Genomic DNA, 24,403 nt, shown 5'->3' with positions numbered 1-24,403 from the left:
CATTTCTCGACAATTCGACAACAGGAACCCATGCAGTGACTGCGGATATTTTCGGCGCACGCGAACAGTTTGAAACCGGATCCGGCTCTGCAGCGATGTATCGCTTGGAGGCGCTCCAGAAACGAGGCTTGGGTCAGATTGACCGCTTGCCGTTTTCCATTCGCGTGCTGTTGGAAGCCGTGCTGCGAAATTGCGACGGTTTTCAGATCAGTGAAGACGACGTCAAAAACCTTGCCGGTTGGGACGCCAAAGCGGTGGCTCCTCACGAGGTGCCGTTCAAGCCTTACCGCGTGGTCTTGCAAGACTTCACGGGCGTGCCCGCGGTCGTCGATTTGGCGGCAATGCGTTCGGCGATGGAGCGAATCGGGGGCGACCCGAACAAGATCAACCCGCTGATTCCCGTTGACCTGGTCATCGATCACTCGGTCCAAGTCGATTTCTTCGGCAGCGACGGCGCACTTGTTCAAAACGTCGAGCGTGAATTCGAACGCAACAAAGAACGTTATGAGTTCCTTCGCTGGGGCCAACAGGCGTTCGACAACTTCGGCGTCGTTCCACCCAACGTCGGGATCGTTCACCAAGTCAACTTGGAATACCTCGCCCGCGTTGTCGCGATGGGCAAAGACGAGCAGGGCCCCGTGGCGATGCCCGACACGCTGGTCGGGACTGACTCACACACGACCATGATCAATGGTTTGGGCGTGTTGGGCTGGGGCGTGGGCGGCATCGAAGCCGAAGCCAACATGCTCGGCCAGCCGCTGTACATGTTAATGCCCGAAGTCATTGGCTTCGAACTGACCGGTGCGTTGCCATCCGGTGCGACCGCGACGGACATGGTGCTGCGGGTCGTCGAGATCCTCCGCGCTGAAGGCGTGGTCGGCAAGTTTGTCGAGTTCTTCGGCACCGGCATGAACACCATGAGCGTTGCTGACCGAGCCACCATCGCCAACATGGCTCCGGAGTACGGTGCCACGATGGGATTCTTCCCCGTGGATGATTTGACGTTGCATTACATGCGTCAAACCGGCCGCACCAAAGAAAACGTCGAGCTGGTCGAGCGTTACTGCAAAGAACAAGGTCTGTTCCGTTTGGACGATGGTCCCGAACTGAATTACACGAAGACGGTTTCGCTCGATTTGTCGACGGTGGAACCCAGCTTGGCGGGCCCCAAACGTCCTCAAGACCGTGTGCCGTTGGCATCGATGAAGAAGGCGTTCAACGAATCGTTGACGGCTCCTGTGGGTGCCTCCGGATTCGGGTTGGCTCCGGAAGACCTGAAACGAACCGGACATGTTTCCAACAACGGTGCCAGCTCGGACATCACTCACGGTGCGGTCGTCATCGCTGCCATCACGTCCTGCACGAACACGTCCAACCCATCGGTGATGGTGGGTGCCGGATTGTTGGCCAAGCGGGCTGCCGAACGCGGTTTGACAGTGCCGGCACACGTGAAGACATCCCTGGCTCCCGGTTCACGCGTCGTGACCGATTACTTGAACAAAGCCGGTTTGTCCGAGTCGCTCGACAAGCTTGGTTTCAACACCGTTGGCTATGGCTGCACAACCTGCATCGGCAACTCGGGACCTCTGCCAGAACCTGTTGCCAAGGCCATTCAAGATGGCGACTTGATCGCTTCGGCGGTTCTGTCGGGCAACCGAAACTTTGAAGGTCGGGTCAACCCGCTGACGAAAGCCAACTACTTGGCCAGCCCACCGTTGGTGGTCGCTTACGCTTTGGCCGGTACGACCGACATTGATCTGGTCACGGAACCACTTGGCAAAGACACCAACGGCGAAGACGTGTTCTTGAAGGACGTGTGGCCATCGGCGGAAGAAATTCGCGAAACCATTGCGTCGTGCATCCAACCCGAGATGTTCACCGACGAATACGAAGCGGCCGTGGCTGGCAACGAATTGTGGAACGCGATCGAAGCGGCCGGAGGAGCGTTGTACCCGTGGGACGAAAAGAGCACCTACATCCATCACCCACCGTTCTTGGACAGTGTCACCGCGGAAGCCGTGCCAGACATCGCTCCGATCAAGGGTGCCAAGGTGTTGGCATTGCTCGGTGATTCGGTCACGACCGACCACATTTCACCGGCGGGGGCCATCGCCACCGACGGGCCTGCCGGACGTTACCTGCAAGAAAACGGTGTGCCGATTCGCGAATTCAACTCGTTCGGTTCGCGTCGCGGGAATGACCGCGTGATGGTGCGTGGAACGTTCGCCAACATTCGCATCCGCAACCAACTGGCACCAGGCACCGAAGGCGGCGTGACTCGTTACTTGCCAACCGGCGAAACGATGAGCATCTACGATGCGGCCATGAAGTATCAATCCGACAACGTGCCGTTGGTCGTGTTGGCTGGCAAAGAATACGGAACAGGCAGCAGCCGTGACTGGGCCGCCAAGGGCACGATGATGTTGGGCGTCAAAGCTGTCATCACGACCAGCTTCGAACGCATTCACCGCAGCAACTTGGTCGGCATGGGCGTGTTGCCATTGGAATTCGCCGAGGGTGGTTCTTGGCAGTCGCTTGGGTTGACCGGCGAAGAAACGTTTGACATCGATGGGTTGTCCAACGACATCGAACCTCGTTCCTTGATCACCGTGGTCGCGACCGCAGCCGACGGCACCAAGACCGAGTTCGAATGCCGCGTCCGCATCGACACGCCGGTTGAATTGCAGTACTACCAAAACGGCGGCATCCTGCCGACGGTTCTGCGAAACCTTCGCGGTTGAGCGTTTCGTAAATGATCCATCGTGCCCCGCTGCATCTGCTGTATCTCAACGTGCTCGTCATCGCGACGTGCGGATTGGTTTACGAGTTGTTGGCGGGGACGCTGGCGAGTTACTTGCTGGGTGATTCCGTCACCCAGTTCTCGCTGATCATCGGCGTTTACCTCTCCGCGTTGGGGTTTGGGGCTTGGTTGTCCCAGTACGTGACGACCAAGCTCGCTCGCGTGTTCATTGAGGTCGAGTTGGCACTCGCCCTGTTGGGCGGGTTCTCGACGCCGCTGCTGTTTCTCGCGTTCCCGATGATCGAGTGGTTCCAGTGGTTGCTCTTCAGCAGCGTGATCGTGATCGGAACGTTGGTTGGGTTGGAGCTGCCGCTGTTGATGCGGATTCTGAAAGAGCACCTCGAGTTTGAAGAACTCATCTCTCGCGTGCTCGCGTTTGACTACCTCGGTGCCCTGTTCGCCTCGCTGTTGTTTCCGATCTTTTTGGTGCCCAAATTGGGGCTGAATCGCACCGCAATTGTGTTTGGATTGCTCAACGCGTTGGTCGGGCTGTGGGGGACGTATCTGTTGCGTCCGTTGCTGGAAAAGAAGGGGTTGGATGGTCTTCGTGGGCGAGCGTTCTTGGTGATCGGATTGCTGATCGCGGGATTCATCAAAGCCGACTCGATCACCAGCATTGCGGAAGAGAGCACGCTTGGCGGCCGCATTGTGTACGCCGACACGTCGCCCTTTCAACGCATCGCAGTGACCCGCAATGACAAAGGGTTCCAGTTGTTTCTCAACGGGCACCTGCAATTCAACAGCGTTGATGAATACCGCTACCACGAAGCATTGGTGCATCCAGTGATGTCGGTCTGCAAGGACGCACGTCGGGTGCTGGTGCTGGGCGGCGGGGATGGGTTGGCGGTTCGCGAAATTTTGCGTTATGACCATGTTGAGTCGGTCACTCTGGTGGATTTGGACCCGGCGATGACGCGGTTGGCAACCCAGTTCGAACCGCTGGCGGAACTCAATGGGCGATCGTTGGAGATGGACCGTGTCACGGTCGTCCATCGAGACGCGTTTCTGTGGGTGGGAGAAGGGGACGAGCAATTCGATGCGGTTGTGATCGACTTTCCCGATCCAGGCAATTACTCGATCGGCAAACTGTATTCCTCCCGTTTCTACGACCTGCTTCGAGGTCGGATGACCGAGGAGGCCGGGTTGGCGATCCAGTGCACCTCGCCGCTGGTGGCGCCCAAGTCTTATTGGTGCATCTTGCGGACGATGCAGGCCTCGGGGTTTGACGTCACGCCTTACCACGCACCCGTGCCGACGTTTGGAATCTGGGGCTTTGCGCTCGCGAGGATTGCCCAGGATCCGGAATCGGAAGCCAATTGGCGTTTGCCGCCGGAGTTGTCGGCCGAGGTGACTGGCTTGCGATACCTGACTCCCTCGACGATGGCAGGGTTGTTCGATTTACCCGCCGATCAACAGCCCCGCGACGTCCCGCCCAACCGATTGAATGATCAAATCCTCGTGCGTTTGTACGACGAAGAATGGGGCCAAAACCAGTAGCCGGATTCGCCATTCGTCAAGAATTTGAACCGTTCTCCCGTAGCCGGATTCGCCAAGAATTCGGATGGTTCCGGTCTCCCGTAGCCGAATTCGTCAAGAATTCGGTCCCTACGAGAGTAGAACAATTGTGCCCAATTGTTCCGTCGGGCATCGCTCTCGGTCGTGTCTGGTTGCTAGCCGAATTGACGTGTTGATTCAAGTTGAAGTTGCACCCCATTCGCGCTGAGCGTCTCGACTTCGCCAACCTCGCACGCAAAGAGGTCGTGCAGTTCTAAATGCTGTGCCGGCAGCGCCTTGAGAACCCCGCCCGTGCAGCGGGAGGGGTCGGAAAGCGAGCGTTCAGCGAGATTACCGGGGGAGGGCCATCCGCGCCACTTCCCATGCTTGGCCCTCACCCTCGCGTACGCCTGAACGGCGTCGCTCGAACTCTCCCCAAACTGCGTTTCAGGAGAGGTGCGCCGCATGAAAACCCGCCAACATGCAGCACCAGAAAACTGCTTGACCTCCAAGCAGTTGAGGACAACGGTTCTGCTCTGGGCGGAGTCCGAATGCTGGCGAATCCGGCGACGGAACCTCGCAGCTTTCATTCAGCTCATCAGTGCGGTGACGGCGTGGCCTTTGACCAACTCGCGGGGTTGGTTGGATGATTGTAGACCATCCAGGTAGCCGGATTCGCCAAGAATTCGGAGGGTGCAGTGCGTGGGAACGACGCCTTCCGTCGATCGCTGATCGGCGACGAGTTGTTGACGCAGAGACGCGAGGGCGCAGAGACGCGAGGGCGCAGAGACGCATGGGATCGCTCGAGCGGAGCGAGAGAATCAGCGGAACGCGATTGCTTCGAATGTTCAGCTTGCGTTTTGAGAACCGTCCGGTGCTCCGCGTCTCTCCGCCTCCGCGTCGAAACTGTTTTGAACTCACGCTGAGCGTCTTCACGTCGACAACCTCGCACGCGAACGGTGGAGGACAGAGTAGAACAATTGTCCCCAATTGTTCCGTCGTGCGTCATTCCCTGTCGTGCCTTGTCGGTAGCCGAATTGACGTGATGACTCGAGTTGAAGTTGCACCCCATTCGCGCTGAGCGTTTCGAGGTCGGCGACCACGCACGCAAAGAGGTCGTGCAGCTTTCAATGCTGTGCCGGCAGCGCCTTGAGAACCCCGCCCGCGCAGCGGGAGGGGGCGGAAAGCGAGCGTTCAGCGAGATTTCCGGGGGAGGGCCATCCGCGCCGCTTCCCATGCTCGGCCCTCACCCTCGCGTACGCCTGAACGGCGTCGCTCGACCTCTCCCCAAACTGCGTTTCAGGAGAGGTGCGCCGCGTGAAAACCCGCCAAAATGCCGCACCAGAAAACTGCTTGACCTCCAAGCAGTTGAGGACAACGGTTCTGCTCTGGCGGAGTCCGAATGCTGGCGAATCCGGCGACGGAACCTCGCAGCTTTCATTCAGCTCATCAGTGCGGTGACGGCGTGGCCTTTGACCAACTCGCGGGGTTGGTTGAGGTGGTTGTAGACGAGCGTTTCTGGGTCGATCCCAAAGCTGTGGTAGATCGTGGCGAGAAGCTCGGCGGGGTGCAGCGGGTTGTCGACGGGAGCGGAGGCGGTCTTGTCGCTCTTGCCGTAGACGAAGCCTCGTTTCATGCCGGCACCAGCGACGACGGCGGTGTAGCAGTACGGCCAGTGATCACGGCCATCGTCGGAGTTGTTGTTGCCCGATGTGCTGACGCCTCGCTGCGGACTCCGCCCGAATTCGCCGACGGCCACGACCAAGGTTTCTTCCAGCAGACCGCGTTGGTCGAGGTCCTCGAGCAGAGTGGACAAGCCGTTGTCGAGCATCGGAGCGGACTGCTCCTTCATTCGCTTGGAAAGGCCAGAGTGATGGTCCCAGGAATGATTGTCGCTGTTGGCGACCTTGGGCCAAATCACTTCCACGACTCGTGTCCCGGCTTCCACCAAGCGACGGGCCAACAAGCAACTTTGCCCGAAGGAATTACGTCCGTAGGCGTCTCGAAGAACATCGTCTTCGGCCGACAATTGAAATGCGTCGCGTGCTCGGCCAGAGAGGATCAGCGAGAGGGCTCGGTCGTAGTTTTGGTCCAACTGGAACTTTTCGACCGCTTCGTTGATGACGGGCATCTGCTCGTTGAGGGCCTGACGCAAGTTGGCGCGGCGTTGCAATCGCACGTCGAACACTTCATCGCGAAGCGACAGGTCGTCGGTCCGGATGCGTTGCATTTTTTCCATGTCCATGTCGTCGCCGGGCGGGTACAGCGTGTACGGATCGTAAGCTTTGCCCAGGAAACCGGCGGTCCCGCCTTTGCCAACCACGTTGGATTCTTGCAATGGACGGGGCAGCATCACGAATGGAAGCATCGGTTCTTCCATCGGTTTCATCTTGACGATGTTGCTGCCAAAATTGGGGAAGTCCTTCGGCGAGGGCGGCTCAAGTTGTCCCGACGGGCTGACCTTGTCGGTCGTGTAGCCCGTCATCATTTGGTAGATCGCCGCGGTGTGGTTGAACAGACCATTGGGCGTGTACGACATCGACCGGATCATGGTGAACTTGTCGTTGATCTGGGACAGTCGCGGCAGGTTCTCGGTGAATTGGATCCCAGGAATCTTGGTTGAGATCGGTTTGAATTGACTTTTGACGTTGTCGGGAACGCTTTCTTTCGGGTCCCACAAATCCAATTGGCTCGGCCCGCCTTGCAAGTAGACCATGATGATGGACTTGGCCTTGCCCCAGCCCGGACCACCGCTGTGATTCGAGTCCGCTGAACCGCTGGCTTCGGCCGCTTGGGCTTGATGCGATTGCAGTTTCAGAATCTGAGGCAGCGACAATCCGAACAACGATGCGCTCCCGACACGCAAGAACGCACGCCGGGTTTCACCCAAGTGAGGGTCGCAGAGATCTTTGGCGCGAGGCCCTTTGAAAGACAACATCGTTGACTCCGTGGTTGGGTTGTTGAGAGGCGAAGGAATCGTTCGGAATCAAGTTCGGCTGTAGCGGAGCGGCGTGAGCCGCACGGTGTGTCACCGGAGGGCTCGCGCCCTTCCGCTACTTTTGAATCCCGAAGTTGTTTCCGAATGGTTCCAATGTGAATCAGTGGTTGAACAAGAACGCCGGCGAATTGACGAGAGCCCAGACCAGGTCTTCTGCCGCGGTCAAACGGGAATTCGCCAGTTGGGTCTTGGATCGTTCGACGTTCGCACGCAATTCAACCAAGGCCGGATCAATCGGTGTTTCTGGTTCAAAGCGTTTGCGGCGTGTTTGCAGTTCGACGATTCGGCTGTCTTCGGGCAGCGGCCGTTTGGCTTGATTGAGTGCATCACGAGCCGCTTTCAACTCGGGATTGATCGTCGACACGTACTGATCGATTGCCTTCGCGAGAGCCTCACCGCGTTGTTCCGCGGGTGTTCGTTCCACGGCGGCAAACGTTTCGGACAATCCCAGCGGAATGTCGCCCTCCGCCGTGGTCACACTGATTCGGAAGCGACCAAGTTGATGTTCCTTGGCGTTGTGGTTTTGAGCCAATTCAAATCTCAGGCGTGTTTTGCCTTCCGAGGCGATCGGTTGAGCGAACTGGAACGTGGCCCAGTGCTCGTGACCATTGGCTCCCGAGACCGCCCAAGCGTTTTGATTGCCAGCGTTGCCATCGAAGGTGCTTTCGATTTTGAACCCGTTCTGCAAGAAGTCGGCCGAAGCACGAGCGATTTTGACGGCAGGTAGATCTTTGGGCTTGGCTTGGAGATCCGATCCAGCTCGGACGGTGATCTCGGTGACCACAAAGTTGCCGGCGCGACCAGGACCGTTTTGCGGGAGGCTTGGATCGGTGAGTGCCTCGACTCGAAAGCCGGTGATTCCGGACAGATCGGTCTCAAACTCGACGATGTAAGAGCCATTGCCTTGTTTGCCACTGGCCAGAACACTGCGATCGGGTTGGATGGTCAAGGTCGCTTGGTTGGTTGCGGACAACGAGTTGGGGATCAGCGGATGCCATTCGGTGTCCGCCTTTTTCTCTGTCAGAAACGCTGTCACCAATTCGGGCAGTTTTGCTTCTTGGTCAGCGAGCTTCTTTGCGGCGGCGTCGATCTTGGTCTGACGCTCGGCCTGCATCTTCGCTCGTTCATCCGCACTCTCGGTGCGGCGAGTGGCGATGTCATCGGCGAGCTTCGTCAGCATCGCTTGACGGCCGGCCTCCAACTGCGGGAATCGCTCGGACCAAGCGGTCTCGGCAGCGGCCAAACGTTCGACGAGCGTTTCGTGGTCGCTTTGGATTTGGCCGTGAATCGTTGCGAAAGCGGCGCGTTCCTTGTCAGACGGGAGGCGGCCCAGCGCTCGCAAGAAGATCTCTTCCGTCACGGCTTCGTCGGTGGAGTTTTCCGCGACGATCTTTTCGAGTTGGTTCTTGGGGTCGCTGATCGCGGTGCCAATGGTGGGGCCACTGATCAACGCCATCACCGGGCCGAGTTGCAGGTCAGTTCCCCGTTCGCATTCACAGGCTGTTTCGCGGACAGGACGTCCGAGGTTGGCGAGGAAGCCGTCGGTGAGCGAGACGCCCGAGTCCGTTGCGGCGGCCGCACGGGTCCCGGCAGGCATGCCAGGGATGTGACTGGTCGCTCCCGTCAGCGAGTGCACGGCGTCGAAGATGACTTCGGCGGGCAATCGTCGCGGTGTCGCGTGGGAGTAGTTCAGGTGATCGTCGGCATTCCATTCGTTGGACTGGACCGACAACTGATAGGTCCGCGAGCGAACGATCAACCGCATCAGATGCCGCGTGTCGAAGTTGGAACCGATGAATTCGTTCGTCAGGTAGTCCAGCAATTGGGGGTTGGACGGTGGGTTGCCAGCTCGGATGTCGTCAATCGGTTCGATCAAGCCGACGCCCGTCATGTATCCCCAGATTCGGTTGACGTAGGAACGAGCGAAGTACGGGTTGCTGGGATCCGTCATCCACTTGGCAAGTTCTTCGCGTCGCGTGAGTGGATCGTTGGAATGAGAGACCAGCGTTTGCCCATTGGGTGCAGCGGTCTGTGATTGTTGTTGAGCGGGTTGATCGGCAGCTTTGCCGGCCAATTCGTAAGGGAACGACGGCTCAACGTTCTCGCCCGTCCGGCCGTGCTGGACCTCTGAATCGGCCGTGTCGGCAATGATCTCAAACAGGGGTGTTGCACCTTCGACGGCGGTGCCACCGATCTTTTTGTCGCCTGAATTGGGATCTTTCTTTCGGTCGACTTTCGCGAAGTAGGCGGCCAGTTCGAAGTACTGGTCTTGGGTCCAACGTTCGAACGGGTGATCGTGGCATTTGTTGCAATTGAAACGAATGCCCAGAAACAGATGCGTCGTGTTTTCCATCGTGTCCTCGGGGGTCCGGAGGACTTTGTAGTACGAGGCGGCCGGGTTGGTTTGGTTGGAACCCGATGCGGTCAAGATCTGGTAGGCGAATTCGTCGTAGGGACGATTTTCCTCGACCGCTTTGCGAATCCAATCGCGATAGAGTTTGGTGCCCTCGACGCCGAGGAATTTTCGATTGACTTGCAGCAGGTCGGCCCACTTGTTGGTCCAGTATTCGACGAAGTCTTCGTTGCCGATCAAGCGATCGATGATGGCCTGACGCTTCAATTTGCGAGGCGTTTCATCGGCCAAAAACTCGCGAACCATTTGGCTGGTGGGAGGCAGCCCGGTCAGGTCCAAGTGCACGCGGCGGAGGAAGGTGGCGTCGTCGGCGACTTCGCTGGGTACGATCTTCATTCGGTCCCACTTTTGAGCGACCAATTCGTCGATGCGTCCCCAGGTATCCGAGTTGGCTTGTTCGTATCCCGTGCGATCGCCCATCACGGTCAGCGTGGTGGCGGCGTAGGCCCCTTCGAATCGAGCCAGCACGGGTGCTTCCCCGCGACGAACGGCACGGAGCATCCCACCGGCTTCGGCGGTGGCGACTTCGGTGTTGCCGGAGCTGACGAATGCTTCTTGCGTCACATCGCGTGAGTCGCCGTTGGCATAGGTCGCAACGATGCGAACCTGCTGGCGAGCGTCGGTGGATTGAACGACCGGGTTCTTCGGGAAGACTTCCAACGATGCGACGCGGGGAGTTTTCAGGTCCAGTTTGGATCCATCGGCAATCCAGCGATGCAGGACCGCGTGATAGGGATCGCCCTCTTTCATCAATGTGCCGCCTTCGTGAGGCGTGATGCCCAGAGGTTTGCGGAGCATCATCGAATCATTGGGGGCCGCCGGATTGATTCGCCGCGCGGCCAAGTCGTCGGTCAGGGCGCGGATGTCGAAGATGGGATCGTAGCCTCGCAAAGACAGACGGAACCCGTTCTTGCCCTTCTGGGCTCCATGGCAGGTGCCTTGGTTGCATCCCAGTCGAGACAGCACAGGATTGACGTCTCGAATGAAGTCGACGTCGAAGTTGGCTTGCCCGGTGATCTCGATCGGGAGTGTTTGTTGATGCGATCCGAGCGTGATGGTGACTTCGTTGATCGCATTTCGTTGGGGGCGAATCAATCCGCTGGGCGACGCGAGGTAGTCTTCGGATTGCGTGATCTTGATTTGTCGCGTCACATCGATGGTGGAACCATCGGCCAGCGTTCCAATCGCGATCAGTTGCACGTAGTCGTAGGGCGATGTCAGCGAAATTGTTTTCGGGACAACGGACAGTTCAACCAATTCCGAGGCGGTGATCGGCGATTCAGGTGACGCGTCTTGGTTGGAAGCTGCATCGCTTGTGAAGTTGAGCTCGGGGGCGGAAGCATGGGACGCTTCTTCGGACGTCGCATCGCTTTGCGGCACCGCCGGAAATGAGCGAACCAGTTTTCCGGTCGGGTCGAGGTGGCGGATGAGTCCATCGTTGGCCGCGACAAACACGCTCCCGTCATCGGTCAAATCCATCGCGTAAGCGGCGGCGTTGGGAAGTTCGAAGAGGAGCGTCTGTGTGACGGGTTCGTTGATCGTTTCTTCGACGAGTTTCTGCCCGTTCGCGGAGCGATTGGCGACTCGTTTGCTGAGGATCGATTTCAGCAGATCAGTCAACTCACCGGTGAAGTCGTACTTCCAAACTCGCAATTCGGAATGGCCGTCGATCGTGGCGACGGCGGCCAGGTGCGTGCCAGTGGAGTTCACGACGACTTGCCGGATGCGTCCGTTCAGACGAGGCAGGTTTCGAAACAAGTTGGCGTCGTCACCGATCTGACGCTTGGTTTGTCGGAAGACACGGTAGACCTTGACCACGCCATCGGCACCACCGACAACGATCTCATTGCGAGTCGGATGCATAGCAACGCTGGACAGCCCGCCCGACAAAGCACCGGGGGTGATCGAGGTGACGTTGTCGATGAAGCGTTCGGTTTCAACTTCCGTCAATTTGCAGGTCATGTCGCGGGCAACGGAAACGAGGTGTTTGCCATCGCTGCTGAACACCGTGTCGCGAATCCAATCCTCGTGGGCCCCTTGGAACAGGACTTGTTCGCCCGAGGTCGCATCGAGTGCACGCACCGTGTTGTCATTGGCTCCGATCGCGATCTTCGATCCGTCTGGTGACCAAGACAAACCGGTGAGGGTGTCGAACGTGATCTGTTGGGAAAGTTCTTGCTCGCCAGTCGATGCGTTCCAAATTTGCAGTTCACCCAGTTCGCCGGGCGTGCCGCCCGCTGCGGCGATGCGTGAACCATCGGGTGAAAAGCAAACCGAGTTGATCCGCGGCGACATGCCGACCAAACGTGTTTGCATCTCACCGGTTTGGGGATCCAGCAAGCAAATCTCGTGGTAGCCCGCGACGGCGAGCACTTGGCCATCGGGCGAGAGGTCGATCGAGGGCAACGTCGGTGGCCCTGCGTAGACCGGCGGATGGTTGGCATCGATTCGCGGGCCACTGGGCTGGGGCGAGTCGTTGATCGCCCCTTGTTGGATCCAGCGCTGGATCGTCGCCACTTCTGTTTCGTGCAGTGGTTTGCGTGGGGCCTTGGGCATTTCGGCAATGCCGTCGTGTGCCGTGATCAGCGAGACCAGCGAGCTGGCGTCGGCATCACCGGGAACGACCGCCGCCTCGCCGCTTTCACCGCCGCGGAGCAACGCGTCGAAGTCGGTCATCACGTATTCGCCGCGTTGCTTCGCGGCTTGGTGGCATCCGAAGCAGTTCGCTCGCAGGACCGGTAGAACGTCGCGGTGATAGCTGACGGTTCCAACGCCCAAACCCGCGGCCGAAGTGGGGACTTCGGCGGGGGTGGGTTCGTCCTCTGCCGAACTCGGTGGGGCACCGAGGGCAGAGAAAAAGAAAAGTCCCACAACGGCTAGGTGGGGTAATGGGGATCGCGGTGACCGAATGGACAACATGATCAACGAAATATCTGTCACGACGATTTCCTTCCAAGCGAATGCATGGGGACGAAAAATCATCGCCGATCCGAATCAATCCCGGGGATGAATCGATTCGGTAGCCGTGTGGGGGGTGGCAGGCGGGAGCGGGGGTGATCCCCGCTTAAAGGAAGGATAATGGCGACTGCCGTTTCGGTCAAGCAACGCTGCCACGAGAATTCCTCAGAAATGCAGCATCGGCTTCCAGTCTGTGAAGGATAGAACACAGGCTGGAAGCCAACGCCACAGGGAAGTTCCGCAAGCTGTCAATCGAACGTCCCACACAGTTGGTTGGCCAACATCTCGACCGATCAGTCGCGGAGGGACGGCATTTGGCAACGAGTTTGGAACGATCTGTCGCCGCTCGGCGGCTTTGAATTGAGGTGCGGGCACCCAAGACGTCGGGTTGAAACCCGACGCTATCGAATGTCACCGCTCCGCGGTTGGTTGGCAACATCTCGACTGAACTGGCATGTCCGTCGGTGGCGCTATTGCTTGCCGACGGCTACCATCTGACATCCCTACCAGGATGAAAACAGTCCAGGCGAACGACCAAACGGCTTACGCGGTTTCGTCCGTTCATTCCTGCCCACCCAGCCTAGCGATGAATCAGGCCACTGACGGGAGCCACAAAGACGGGCTCGCGAATCGTGTTGGGGATCGACGATTGATCATTCAGGTCCAGTGCATCCGTTGCTGGGTCTTGCACCGGGGCAGGAATCGCTGATTCGATCGGTTCCAAGTCATCTGGCGAAGGGCGATGCAGCGTTTCGGCTTTCTCCAGTTCCTCCGCGACTTCTTTCATCAACACGGGTTCCTGGTAGCGATCAACGTCGTTCGGTTCGACGGCGACCGAGCGGCGCGGACCGACGGTCAGGACTTCCCACGGTTTGGGATAGAAGTAGTGTTGTTCCACGCGTTTCGGCGGGCAGTGTTTGCCGTGGACTGCGCCCTTGATGCCGTTGTCGTCGTACAGCCCGAGTGCGTCGGCTCGTTGCCAGGCACGAGCTTCTTGGCTGGACGGGGCGATGATCGCCGCGGTTTTACCACCCACGTAAGTCGGACGGTTGTATTGACGCCGGTAGGATTCTGGCAAACGGCTTCCCACCGGGCCGATCACGTCCACCCGTTGGGCTCCGTCGGGACGTAGCAGTGGAAACGGCCAATCCGCTCGGCATTCGTTGCTGGCCCCATTCGCCAACATCGCAACCAACAAAACGGGAACCGACGCTTGAAGTGTTTTGAGATTCATATGACTGGCGGCACTGCATCCTGCGAAACCGAACGGGCAAAGCGTCGCGTATCCGTCGCGACAACCATCGGATCGTCAGGATCGATCAGTCCGGTACAACACGCTCTGACTTTCGCGCGTCGCAACCAACAGGCAAACTCCCCGGTTCAGTCAAACTGTTCGGTTTGCGGTGAGTTCAACCATCAGCCGATGAACGATGGTTCACGGTTGTCACGACGAACCGGACTCGTTGCCTCGTCCACCACGGCCGCCGTTGGTAGGGCGTTGCTCAGTCGTTTTTCAAACTGCTGGACAACAGGCTGGCCATTTCGCGGCCCGCGTAACACGATCGCTTGTAATACTCCTCTTCCGAGTGAGCCTTGCCGACTGTGGGCGAACAGTCACGCGAACGGACGGGCAACGGCGAGCCGTCGTAACGAGGCGCGAATCGGGTTGGACCGGTGTAGCCCAATGCACGTGTGCCGCGAATTCGCGTCAGCAGCCAGTAGTTCTTGAGGATTGCGTCGCGTTGGTTGTACAGCAGGACCAGGCGATTCATGTTCTGAGTCGCGAGGCGGTGGTAGCCGTGAGGCATCAGCCAATCGCTTTGGATTGCCGGTGCGAGTAAACCAACGTCCAGGTTGGCCGCCATCACGGGCGCTTCGCTCAAGCTTCGACGTCCGATGCTGCCGCCGGCCAACGCGTGCAGGCTGCCTGTCACGATCCGGCCGCCGAAGCTGAATCCGATCAACGCGGTGGGCTGGGCGGCTTCGACGTGACGATGCAGCAACCAAGCCAAGTACAAACCCTGGGCGTCGGTTCGTTCCGCTTTGATTCGAGCGTCGGTGATGGCAAACGTTTCGCGATCGCTTTGCCAGCTCCAGATGACAAAGTCCATCGGGGTGCGGTCGCAGCGGTTGGCTTCCAACTCACGAGCCACGTCCATCCCCCGTTGAATAGCCAAGGGAGCGGAGCGGCGGTTGCCGTGAACGTAAATGACACGCGGTCGGCTCGGGTCAAACGTCGCGATGTATTCGTCGAGGCTGGACGGGCTGGATTGACCGCAACGATTCAATCGCGAGATGTGCAGGTTCGGGTTCTGCAAGTTGGCGCGACAAGCGGTGCTGGTGATGTGCCGCGTGCTGATCAACCAGTAACGGTCACTCGTCAAATCCTGTTGCAGACTGGACGGTGCCGGAACCATGAACGATCCCGATGGGATCAGGTTGGGATGAGGTCGCGTGACAGAAGCGGAATGAATGGATGTCAGTGAGTCCGAAAGATCCAGTTCGTTCTCGGCTTGAATCTCGATCGCTTCGACTCGATTGAGTTCTGCGGCCTCTTCGGCAGCGATCGTTTCCGTGGAAGTCCACTCGCTGGCAGAGGACAGAGACAACGGCTGGGAGAAAACCGCTGAATCGAAGGCGAGCGGCTGCCCGGCGCGGAGGGAGTCGGCGTTGATCGCGAACGCAGAGCACATGGCGATGCACAGCATCACCGGCGCGATCGCCTCCGGAAGCAAAACTCGTTTGCCCAGGAGGCGAATCGAGAAACCGGATGATCGGCCGATGACGACGGTGGACATCAGCGACTTGTGGTCGTGTGGGTGAGCGAGCTGCATCATGCGAACAATCAAACGGGTCGTATGAATCGTGCGGGGCATCCAAGCTACCACAGCCCTTCTGAAGGTGGGATGTGGCGTTTTGTCAACAAATTGTTGCCCAAAATTAGCGTGTTGCGTTTGCACAACGCTCAGAGCGTCCTACTTTTGAGTGGTCTTGGTGCCAAGGCCAACGTTTAGGCTCGGTTTTCCCTTTGGGTTCACCTTGCCCGATCCGCCTGCTTTGCCAGTCAAGGAAACTCTGATGACAATCCGAACTCTAACGCTCCTGATGCTCGTGACGGTCACGGTGACTTCGACCGGCTGCTCAGGAATGAGAAACTTCTTTTTCGGCCGCGGCGCCAGCTGTGGTCTTTGCAATCGCGTCGGCGCCATTGGCCGTGCCGTCAATCCGTTGGCTCCTCCGCCTGCAGCCACCGCGGGTGGTTGCAACACTGGATCCTGCAATTTGTTCAACCGCGGTCCGGCCGTGGCCGCACCTCCAATGATTCCGCAACAGCCTGTCTACGCACCGGCCCCTGCCTACGCACCGTATGCATCGGCTGGTACCTGCAACACTTGCCCGGCACCCCAAACCTACGTGGGCGACGGATGCGGCAGTGAGTATGCCGTCGGAATGCCCGGCTACTACGAAGGCGCTGTTGATCCCTACCTGGGAAGCGGCACGCTTGGTTACGGCGAAACGATCGTTCCTGGTGGCGGCTATCCCGTCGATTCCTACAACGGTTCGATCCAAGGCGACTCGTTCGCCCCTCGTGCCTACCAATCGAATCGCGTGGACTCACAAGGTGACATGATCATTCACGCCGATCCATTGCCACCCGGTGCTCAACTGGTCGACTGATGAGTCCGTCGCCTCAGTCAGCCTCGTTGAAGCTGTCGTCAAAGAACATGTCTCGGTGGAGGCCCCACCGAGCTGTTCACGATGTCGAACCGTTGAATCAACTGTTCGACTGTCCGTGTTCGGATCGTTTCCGGTCCTGACACAAACGGTGTCAGGGGTGGACTGGGGAAGAAGCTGACCGACGTCTGAATGCTGGGTGACGGAACAATTCGGGACAATTGTTCTGCTCTGGTGCCAATCAACGCCTGAGGGCTCCAGCGATTGGTCTTGAGGCGTCGACGGGTTGGCTGCGATGGTGAGCAGGGACGGGAGAAATTCCCTGTCCGGTATCCATCCATTCCTTTGAAGTCGTCGTCCGCCGCATCGTGACTCAGATTGATCGCTACGTCCTGATCCTCTTCATTCGCACGGTGTGCGTGTGTTTTTTGTCGTTGGCGGGCATCTTCATTGTGTTTCACGCCTTCACGGCGATGGACGACTTGATCGCTCAATCCAAAGCCGGCGAGCCCTTGCCATTGGTGCTGGGCCGCTTCTACGGGCCGTATTTGCTGCTGCTCTTCGATATGACCGGGACGATCATCACTCTGATGGCGTTCTTGTTCACGGCGGGCTGGCTGCGGCGAACCGGGGAGCTGACCGCAACCCTGTCCGCGGGAATTTCCCACGGGCGGATCCTTCGGCCGATGGTGATCGCCTCTTTGGCAATTGTCTCCGTTCAGCTGATGAATCGAGAATGGGTGATCCCGCGTTTTCGCGATTCGCTGACGATGAAGGCGAAAAATCTGTCCGGCGACGTCGAACAGGCTGTCATGCCGACCTATGACCAATCGTCGGGGATTCTGATCGAAGGCGATAAACTGCGGACGCTGGGACGTGTCATCACACGACCCAACTTCCGGTTGTACAGCGAATACGCCGGGTTTGGTGATGTCTTGTTGGCACGCGAAGCGATTTGGTGGGACCCACAGGCGATGGCGGAATGGCGAGACGACCAAGGGTTGCCTGACGCCGAATTGGCAGAAAGTGGGCCCGCAGAAACCGCTTCCGCGCAATTGGCATCCCTCCACGCCGCCGTGTCCGACACGGAAGGCAGACGAACCAGTTGGACGGACTTGGCGGGACGAAGCGGAATGCCCGAAAGCACCGGCTACCTGCTGCGTGGCGTGCGGCGTCCTGAAGACCTGCGTGATGTGCCGTCGGTCGGACTGGAGTCTCGAGAAGACTTGGTGATTTTGACCCCCGCGGACCAGCCTTGGCTGCAACCGACCGAGTGCTTTGTCGTCACCAGCATTCATCCGAATATGTTGCAAACCCAAGACACCGCGACACGCCTGGCATCCGTGATGGAACTTGCCGGTCGAGTTCGCAATCCTTCGGTGCATACCAGCAAGGCGCTGCGAACAACCACTCATGAACGGATCGTGCGGGCCCCGCTGGATTTTGCTTTGATTCTGTTGGTGCTGCCGATGGTCGTCAATCGACGAGGACGCAAGTTGTTCGTGTTGATCGGATCGGCGGTGGGTCTGATCATCGGATTTTTCGCGCTCAAAACCATCGCGAGCACGTTGGGCGGAAGCACGAGTCTGGTCACGCCCGGCATCGCCGCTTGGATTCCCCTGCTGATCATTGGGCCTCTGGCGTATTCCCGACTGCGTCACGTTCAGACGGTTTGATGAAGGTCAGCGTCGTCGTCCCCACGTGGAACGAAGCGGACAACATTGAACCGTGTCTTGCGTCCATCCTCTCGGGCGGCGAATCAGGGCGGAGCGTCTCTGAGACGGGCGAGGCCGAAGGCAGGGTGGCTGAGGTCATCGTCGCCGATGGTGGCAGCCGAGACAGCACCGTGATGCTCGTGGAAGCGATGCAGGACGTTCGTGTGCGAGTGATCCAGTCGCTTCCGGGACGCGGCGAGCAACTTGCCACCGGAGCGGAACTGGCAACCGGGGAAATGCTGCTTTTCTTGCACGCCGACAATCGACTGCCTCTGAATTGGTGGGCGCAGTTGCGGGAAGCGGATTGGCCAGCTTGGGGCGGTTTCTATCAACGAATCGATCATCCGGCTTGGCGTTACCGAATGCTCGAATGGGGCAACGCTTGGCGGGGGCGTGTGCGATCGAATTTGTTTGGCGATCAAGCGATCTTCGTTCATCGCGACTTGTATGAACGCGTCGGTGGATTTGAACGAGTGGCGTTGATGGAAGACGTGATGCTGTCGGCAAAGCTGCGAGCGCATTGCCCGGCGACGCTGTTGCCGGGGCCTGTCCAGGTCGATGCTCGGCGTTGGCAGAGGCGGGGCGTTGTTCGTCAGACGCTACTGAACTGGCAAATTCAACGCGAGTTTTCAAAAGGAGCTTCGCCTGAAGATTTGAGGCGGGTCTACGACGGTTGAGTGTGGGATCGCAGCAGTTGTGTGGAATGAGAGTCGAAACATGGTTGGCGTGAATGGGCGACTTTTGTCGGCAGCAAAAGCCTATTCGTCTGTTTTTCGAGGGCGCGGATTGAGCGTTCGTGAGTTTGTGGTGAATTCTTGAGTGGACGCGATCCCCGCTCGGGGGTGGTGTTTTGTGAGATGCCTCTGAACCCCTCAAACGATCGAAAGCCCATGCCTGTTCTCTTGATGATCAATCTCAAAGGTGGAGTTGGAAAAACCGCTTCGACGGTCGCCATCGCGGAGACACTGGCAGAGGAAGGTTACAAGACCTTGGTGATCGATGCGGACCACCAGAGCATGGCGGGGGAATTGTTGTTGGGCGAACAGCGGATGCTTCAGTGTGAGAAACGGAAACGCACGCTGCACGACGTTTTCTTGGAGATGTGCGACCCCGATTTTGAAGTCGATGACCTGCGAACGTTCATCGCTCAAGAAACATCGAACGTCGCGACAGTGCATGACTTCTTGGATGTGATCCCTTGTTCGTTTCGGATCGATGACTTTTACAACAATGCGTTTCGTTCCAAGCGTCGCTCGGGTTTGTTCGACACCGAACGAGATTTGTTCACTCAAATCAAGAAACAGATGCCGGGAGTGAAGAGCTGGCTCAACGAACTGTATGACTTCGTGATTGTGGATTGTCCGCCCAGCATTGCGATGCAAGTCAAAATGTTTCTGCGGATCGCGGATGGTTGCGTGATTCCATCCATCCCGGACCAATTGTCGGTGCGAGGATCAGCGAATTTGGTCGATCGGCTGAAACGTTTTCGTGTTGACTCACTCGGGACTTTGTGGACGTTGTATCGCCAGCAGACGCCACTTCACCGCGCGATGGTTTCCGATCCTTTCGCGAAGTTGCCCACCCCGTTTGAGTCGGTCATTCCCAACGCGGCCCAATTGGCCAGGGCTGTCGACCCACGCGAGCTGAGCACCCCGCATCCAAATTGCGATGCCAAGTACGGGCGGCAGTTCGCCGCTCGCTATCGAGAGCTCTGCGGTGAGATCATTTCACGACTCCGCAACTTGGATGTTCCCGTGAGCCAGCGACAAGAAGAACTGATCTGCTTGTGAGACCTTGCTGGGGAACAAGTTTTCCCGCGTGCCTGCTTAAGCAACGCGTGAACAACAAGTGACGATGTTAGCGGCGTGGCGCAAGCCGCCCGGTGAGGAACCGGAGGGCTCGCGCCCTTCCGCTACGTCACTTGTTGTTCACATGGTTCTTAAGCAGGTCAGCAGGAATGATCGGGCATCATCATGTGAGCCGTTTGGGCGTTAGCCCCGGTTATACGTGGGAGCAACGGCGATTACCGAAACAGCCCAAATGCCGAAAGACTCCTGCCGACCTGCTTAGAACGGAGGTTCAGCCACTGGTGTGAATTCTTTGTTCACATTGCCTGACAGATGAATGTCATCTGGGTTGAGCGTGAGAACCGGGGAGCCTGGAGAAAGCTCCAAGTCCTCCAGATTCACCCAAATGACGTTGGGGCTCGTTGTCAGCTCAAAGAAGAAACGTCTGGCCTCCAGGTTCACGACGGTGCGGTATTCGGTGTCGTAGATCGTTCCAGGCGTTTTGTAAGGCGCATTGAATGGCACCGAAGCGTTTCGAGCGAGAGACAATGTCGTGGCAATTGCTTCTCGTTCTCCCTCGGGTTTGCGAAGCGTCTTCAAGAAATAGTTGGCTCGTACAAAGCGATCGATTGGATTGACGTTGCCGGGCAGCGGGGTTTGGCGTGTCGCGTTCGTGAAATCCCACTTCTCTAGCTCAAGGAGTTGTTGATCGTAGGGTGGATCATTGGTCACCACTCGATGTTCCGATCCATGGTAGATTTTTGGTTGGCCATCGACGTATTCGATGATGGCGGAATCTCCGGATGCATCTTCGATTGCTAAGTGAAGCGACGTCTTGAAGCCGGCGTGCTCGACCATGATTGGTTGAACGTCTTTCATTCTCTCCAGGGCTTCTTCGACCGTGGCTGCGTTGTCGAGCAAGTACTGCCCCCAAAGGCCCGCATGGAGCCCCGCTTTCTCTGGATTTCGCGGCCCATAGTCGGTGGCGGTTAGGAACAGCAAGTGCATTGCAAGTCCCTTTTCGTTCAAACCGTCGACCGATGCCAGGCCATAAGCGGAAACGACGACCGAACCATAGCGAGACGTCCAGGTGAGTGGATTTTCGTCACCGAAATCAATCGGCCCAACCCGGCCTCCATCTCGAGGCATGCCTTTCGGAAAAACATACAGTCTTGGTTCCGTTGATTCTGCCCAATCCATCGTCCGTCCCGCGACGGCGAGGACGCCATTGGTATTCCATAGAATGCGTGTGCATGCCAAAGCGGTCGAGGCCGACATTGCCAACGCAATCGCTAGGATTGACCACATCGAATCATGAAAGAAATGGTGAGGTGCCGCCATGCTTCAGGTCCTTGGTTTGTTAGAAGAAATGTCACTCGCTTGAAACGAGTTTGCGCGCGGCCTGTCTGCTTCGTTCTGGCTGAGTTTGCATTGTGTCAGATCAGATCACGTCCCATGCTGCTCGGCATTGTCCGGCAGGGAGTTGAGATTGCAAGGCGAGTGGTCTGTCACAGCTAAAAGATAAGGTTGGTCGTAGTGGACGAGGCCACGAGTCCTTGGATTTCACGCCAGTTCATGACTCGTCGCCTCGTCCACTACCCCAGGGATAAGTCGTGACAGACCACTAAGGATCCGGAAGGTGCCATCCACCAATCGCCATTCATCGTTGATCGGACGATTGCCGCACCACGGTCGACTTCGAGGCAGCAAGTAGGCCGGATCAAGCCGCTTCGGCGCCGCTCCGGCAGACACGTTCTTTGCATTCGGCGTGCATCTGGTTGGGAACTCTCGTTCACAAACTTCGGAGCAGCCCCACTGCCCCCAATGGTTCCGTCGCGTCGAATGCGTTTGCCTGTCGGATTGCGTCGCTTTGCCCTGCGTTTCTCCTGGAGGACTTCGACGGGTGTCTTTCGGATTTTACGACGATTGTGGTAGCTCTTTTGTGCATTTTGCACAGACAGTAGCCGCACGATCAACGCTCGATTGGCAGGAAGGGCAGGTTTTCTGAGCTCGTCCGGCCAGGTTCAACAGCAAGAAGAGCGGCCCAAATACAACTGCATGCGGCAACGAGAAAATTACAACAAACAATGCACGCTCCGGGCGTGCCGATTTCGTGAGAAGCAAGAAAGAGCCAGTCAGACCGAGTCCGATCCAAACAAGGATATAGGGAATGAATGCCATGGCGGGGCCGGGAGTGAGTCGTTTGGGTGTCGTAAGTCTCTGCCGCTCGACCAGCGAAGTCGATGCCTTGTCATTCGGAAAACGTTACCGATCAGCCGGCGGCGACGGTTGATCATCCATTTCAATACGCCCGACTTCGCCGCTCGGTTGCATCGGATGGTTCGCCGCATTTTCTGATGTCGCATATACCGAAACCTTCAGATCTACACCGAGCACACCAAGTCGATTCAGCAACGCCGTAGGGAAGCAATTGTACTGTCCGGCAGACGTTGCAGGGAAATCCCAAGAGAAATCGATCGTACAGTGACAGTCAGGGATCGAACGCAAAAGTTCAGCAAACAGTTGCTCGTTTGCATTCAAGAATTCGTCGACATCACGAACTTGCACCGACACTTCATCGCCATCGGCCTCGGAGACCGTCAGGTTGTATGACGTGTCCATCTCGTGGGCGTCTGCGTTCAATCGTCGCATGCGTCGAGACTGTGCCGATTCGGTGAACGCAAGTCCGCTCGCGGCAACAGCGTCGGCGAGCAAGTGACGTTCACCAGCGATTCGAATTACAGCAGGCAATCAGGCATCCTTCTGTCGGCGAACGACCGGCGTCACCGGGCGGGGAGAGTAGAGTTGTCCATTTCGTATCCGCCGGCAAGCCCCGCTCCGTGTGCAGTACGCCCGACATGGGCGTGATCTTGTGGGGTGCAAGTCCCCTGTACTTCGTTCCGGTTTCTTTCGAGGAGTCAGTCTACCAAATGTAGCTCTGAAGAAAGGCAGTCCGAGGCCATTCACCAAGCAACCCGGAGCAACTGCGGGGAGGTGACAAACCGGGGGGAGGAAGCCTGCGAAGATGATCGGTAAGCCAGCAAGGAATCGTCGCTGGACATCTTCTCGCCAAGACCCGCCAGGTGACGTACAGAAACTTGATACGAGGCCGACGTCTCCAGGCCCGTCGCGGAGCGATCCCTTGGATCACAGTGGGCTGCTGACCGAGAAGCCGAACCGGAAGCCCGGCGGATGCCTTGATGGAGTTCTGAGCGGAGGTAGATCAAGCACTTGGGCGGGGACAGATCACGTGTTCTTGAGCGATCAAGGACGTCCCTTTTTCGGGGAGATCTCGATGCGTACCCGTGAGTAGGGCTTGCCCGAAAGGCGGGGCGGAATGCGGCAACGTATGACCGTGCAGAGAGAAGTCAGCAGAGGACATCGTCGTCGGCCCCGGTGGTCGACGAAGGCCGGAAGGGAACGAGCAAGCACGGTTCGGCTTCATCTCGCGAAGGAGCCGTTGCCGGATGGCAATCTCTTAGCGGCGAAGTTGTCGGTCCAATGGCTTGGGGCATCGCGGCGACGCGCTGACTTGAAACTCGTGCTCAACCTCCTCGGCAGGTCGGCAGGAATGATCGGGCATCATCATGTGAGCCGTTTGGGCGTTCGCCCCGGTTGTACGTGGGAGCAACGACGCTTACCGAAACAGTCCAAATGCCGAAAGACTCCTGCCGACCTGCCTCGTGCGGTCCCGCATGCTAGGTGGTGTGGGAGGGGGTCCAGGCAACCGGGCCCTTATCCCGATTTGATGGTTATCTGTTGCGGTGAATGAACGAGGATTCATCGCGGCCACTGCCCATTAGCGCGACGACCAGGATATCGCTACCTTCGACCCTGAAATGGATGATGTAGGGGAACCGCTTTAGTCGGCACGGGCGCAGTCCGCTCTCGGCGATCGCGAACAAAAGTGGGTTGTCCTGAATTCGGCGTATCGCCGACGCGTATTCGGCAACAAATTCATCGCCGAGTCCCGCGCGTTTGTCGTCGTACCAAGCGGCGGCCTCGCAGACATCATCTTCGATCTCCGGACGATACGAAAGATGCCACATCACCGCCGCTTCGCGATGCGCCGCATCATTTCGTCGTGCGATATGGCAGTCGATGGATCTGCATCGTGTGCAGCAAGACGACGGTCAATTTCGGCTTGCTGCTCCGCAGACGGCGAAAGGTCAACATCGTCAGGCAGCGTATCCCAGATCGCATGCACGACACGCAAGCGATCCCCCACCGGAAGTGTGGAAAGGTCGGAAATTGCTTGGTCAACGTTCATGGTATGTCCTCCGGCCATACTCTAGTCGACAGTAGGCCGAGGGTCGAGCGAGCAAAATGCTCGCGAATCACAGTGTTGTCAGTGGGATCACGTCCAAGGTCATCGGGTAAGGGAACTCGTAAAGAACAAACTCGTAAGGTGCCAGCCACTTTGTGAAGTAAAACTCGTAAGGTGCCAGCCACTTTGTGAATTGGGCAGGGCAGGGGCGGACACTTCGTTGGGCGGACGATGGATTGGAAGCGGTTGCCCCGGTTTTCGATCTTTCCCACAGGCCTGGCTGACGACGTCGAGGA

15 protein-coding genes are annotated in these 24,403 nt (G+C 58.1%); 6 read left to right on the top strand and 9 right to left on the bottom strand.

Translation table 11 applies throughout. The annotated features are described in order from the left end of the window. Positions 1-35: 35 nt before the first annotated feature. Both acnA and RISK_RS12295 read left to right on the top strand, forming a co-directional pair. Positions 36-2,741: an aconitate hydratase AcnA gene (gene acnA, locus RISK_RS12300; protein ID WP_047814610.1), complete on the top strand. Its 2,706-nt coding sequence runs from the start codon at positions 36-38 to the stop codon at positions 2,739-2,741. Positions 2,742-2,752: 11 nt separating this feature from the next. After that, positions 2,753-4,297, top strand: a complete 1,545-nt coding sequence (locus RISK_RS12295) for a polyamine aminopropyltransferase (protein WP_047814609.1) — start codon at positions 2,753-2,755, stop codon at positions 4,295-4,297. Between the two features lie 1,438 nt (positions 4,298-5,735). On the opposite strand, the gene RISK_RS12285 is transcribed toward RISK_RS12295, so the two are convergent. From RISK_RS12285 to RISK_RS12265, 4 genes are all read right to left on the bottom strand, one after another. Next, positions 5,736-7,232 carry a DUF1501 domain-containing protein gene (locus tag RISK_RS12285; RefSeq protein ID WP_047814607.1) on the bottom strand — a complete coding sequence of 499 codons (1,497 nt, stop codon included), beginning with the start codon at positions 7,230-7,232 and terminating at the stop codon, positions 5,736-5,738. 160 nt (positions 7,233-7,392) lie between these two features. Continuing rightward, positions 7,393-12,687, bottom strand: coding sequence for a DUF1549 domain-containing protein (locus RISK_RS12280; protein ID WP_236696243.1), 5,295 nt, complete (start codon positions 12,685-12,687; stop codon positions 7,393-7,395). Between the two features lie 556 nt (positions 12,688-13,243). Then, positions 13,244-13,897, bottom strand: a complete 654-nt coding sequence (locus tag RISK_RS12270; RefSeq protein ID WP_047814605.1) for a hypothetical protein — start codon at positions 13,895-13,897, stop codon at positions 13,244-13,246. Positions 13,898-14,165: 268 nt separating this feature from the next. Beyond that, positions 14,166-15,539, bottom strand: coding sequence for a hypothetical protein (locus RISK_RS12265; protein ID WP_047814604.1), 1,374 nt, complete (start codon positions 15,537-15,539; stop codon positions 14,166-14,168). A gap of 271 nt (positions 15,540-15,810) precedes the next feature. Between RISK_RS12265 and RISK_RS12260 the strand changes: the two genes are divergently transcribed. From RISK_RS12260 to RISK_RS12240, 4 genes are all read left to right on the top strand, one after another. After that, the gene (locus tag RISK_RS12260) at positions 15,811-16,341 is read left to right on the top strand and encodes a hypothetical protein (RefSeq protein WP_047814741.1); all 531 of its coding nucleotides are present in this window, start codon (positions 15,811-15,813) and stop codon (positions 16,339-16,341) included. A 365-nt stretch (positions 16,342-16,706) separates the two neighbouring features. Further along, complete coding sequence (locus RISK_RS12250) at positions 16,707-18,014, top strand: LptF/LptG family permease (RefSeq protein WP_083434941.1); 1,308 nt, start codon at positions 16,707-16,709, stop codon at positions 18,012-18,014. After that, positions 18,014-18,730: a TIGR04283 family arsenosugar biosynthesis glycosyltransferase gene (locus RISK_RS12245; RefSeq protein ID WP_047814602.1), complete on the top strand. Its 717-nt coding sequence runs from the start codon at positions 18,014-18,016 to the stop codon at positions 18,728-18,730. Before RISK_RS12250 ends, RISK_RS12245 begins: the two co-directional genes overlap by 1 nt. Positions 18,731-18,943: 213 nt before the next feature. Then, complete coding sequence (locus RISK_RS12240; RefSeq protein WP_047814739.1) at positions 18,944-19,843, top strand: ParA family protein; 900 nt, start codon at positions 18,944-18,946, stop codon at positions 19,841-19,843. Between the two features lie 276 nt (positions 19,844-20,119). Here the strand turns inward: RISK_RS12240 and RISK_RS12235 are convergent, their stop codons facing one another. The 5 genes from RISK_RS12235 to RISK_RS33040 all read right to left on the bottom strand — a co-directional run. Beyond that, positions 20,120-21,181, bottom strand: coding sequence for a linear amide C-N hydrolase (locus tag RISK_RS12235; RefSeq protein ID WP_047814601.1), 1,062 nt, complete (start codon positions 21,179-21,181; stop codon positions 20,120-20,122). Positions 21,182-22,105: 924 nt separating this feature from the next. Next, a complete protein-coding gene (locus RISK_RS12230; RefSeq protein WP_150122575.1) occupies positions 22,106-22,483 on the bottom strand; it encodes a hypothetical protein in 378 nt (125 codons plus the stop codon). 1,109 nt (positions 22,484-23,592) lie between these two features. Then, positions 23,593-23,889: a type II toxin-antitoxin system RelE/ParE family toxin gene (locus tag RISK_RS12225; RefSeq protein WP_047814600.1), complete on the bottom strand. Its 297-nt coding sequence runs from the start codon at positions 23,887-23,889 to the stop codon at positions 23,593-23,595. Then, on the bottom strand, positions 23,889-24,110 hold the full coding sequence (locus RISK_RS12220) for an addiction module protein (protein ID WP_047814599.1): 222 nt from the start codon (positions 24,108-24,110) through the stop codon (positions 23,889-23,891). The genes RISK_RS12225 and RISK_RS12220 overlap by 1 nt, the downstream gene beginning before the upstream one ends. A gap of 67 nt (positions 24,111-24,177) precedes the next feature. After that, the coding region (locus tag RISK_RS33040; RefSeq protein WP_047814598.1) for a hypothetical protein at positions 24,178-24,403 on the bottom strand (226 nt) is incomplete at its 5' end.

Source organism: Rhodopirellula islandica (genome assembly GCF_001027925.1).
In the GTDB taxonomy this organism is placed as follows: domain Bacteria; phylum Planctomycetota; class Planctomycetia; order Pirellulales; family Pirellulaceae; genus Rhodopirellula; species Rhodopirellula islandica.
The sequence above is the reverse complement of the archived record's forward strand: the minus strand, read 5'-3'. Positions and strand labels throughout refer to the sequence as shown.

What these genes read in the sequence shown, in the direction of transcription:
- RISK_RS12240 (WP_047814739.1), top strand. Translation starts at nt 18,944, where the DNA reads ATGCCTGTTCTCTTGATGATCAATCTCAAAGGTGGAGTTGGAAAAACC.
- RISK_RS12260 (WP_047814741.1), top strand. Translation starts at nt 15,811, where the DNA reads ATGAGAAACTTCTTTTTCGGCCGCGGCGCCAGCTGTGGTCTTTGCAAT.
- RISK_RS12220 (WP_047814599.1), bottom strand. Translation starts at nt 24,110, where the DNA reads ATGAACGTTGACCAAGCAATTTCCGACCTTTCCACACTTCCGGTGGGG.
- RISK_RS12270 (WP_047814605.1), bottom strand. Translation starts at nt 13,897, where the DNA reads ATGAATCTCAAAACACTTCAAGCGTCGGTTCCCGTTTTGTTGGTTGCG.
- RISK_RS12280 (WP_236696243.1), bottom strand. Translation starts at nt 12,687, where the DNA reads ATGATTTTTCGTCCCCATGCATTCGCTTGGAAGGAAATCGTCGTGACA.
- RISK_RS12225 (WP_047814600.1), bottom strand. Translation starts at nt 23,889, where the DNA reads ATGTGGCATCTTTCGTATCGTCCGGAGATCGAAGATGATGTCTGCGAG.
- RISK_RS12265 (WP_047814604.1), bottom strand. Translation starts at nt 15,539, where the DNA reads ATGCCCCGCACGATTCATACGACCCGTTTGATTGTTCGCATGATGCAG.
- RISK_RS12285 (WP_047814607.1), bottom strand. Translation starts at nt 7,232, where the DNA reads ATGTTGTCTTTCAAAGGGCCTCGCGCCAAAGATCTCTGCGACCCTCAC.
- RISK_RS12245 (WP_047814602.1), top strand. Translation starts at nt 18,014, where the DNA reads ATGAAGGTCAGCGTCGTCGTCCCCACGTGGAACGAAGCGGACAACATT.
- RISK_RS12295 (WP_047814609.1), top strand. Translation starts at nt 2,753, where the DNA reads ATGATCCATCGTGCCCCGCTGCATCTGCTGTATCTCAACGTGCTCGTC.
- RISK_RS12235 (WP_047814601.1), bottom strand. Translation starts at nt 21,181, where the DNA reads ATGGCGGCACCTCACCATTTCTTTCATGATTCGATGTGGTCAATCCTA.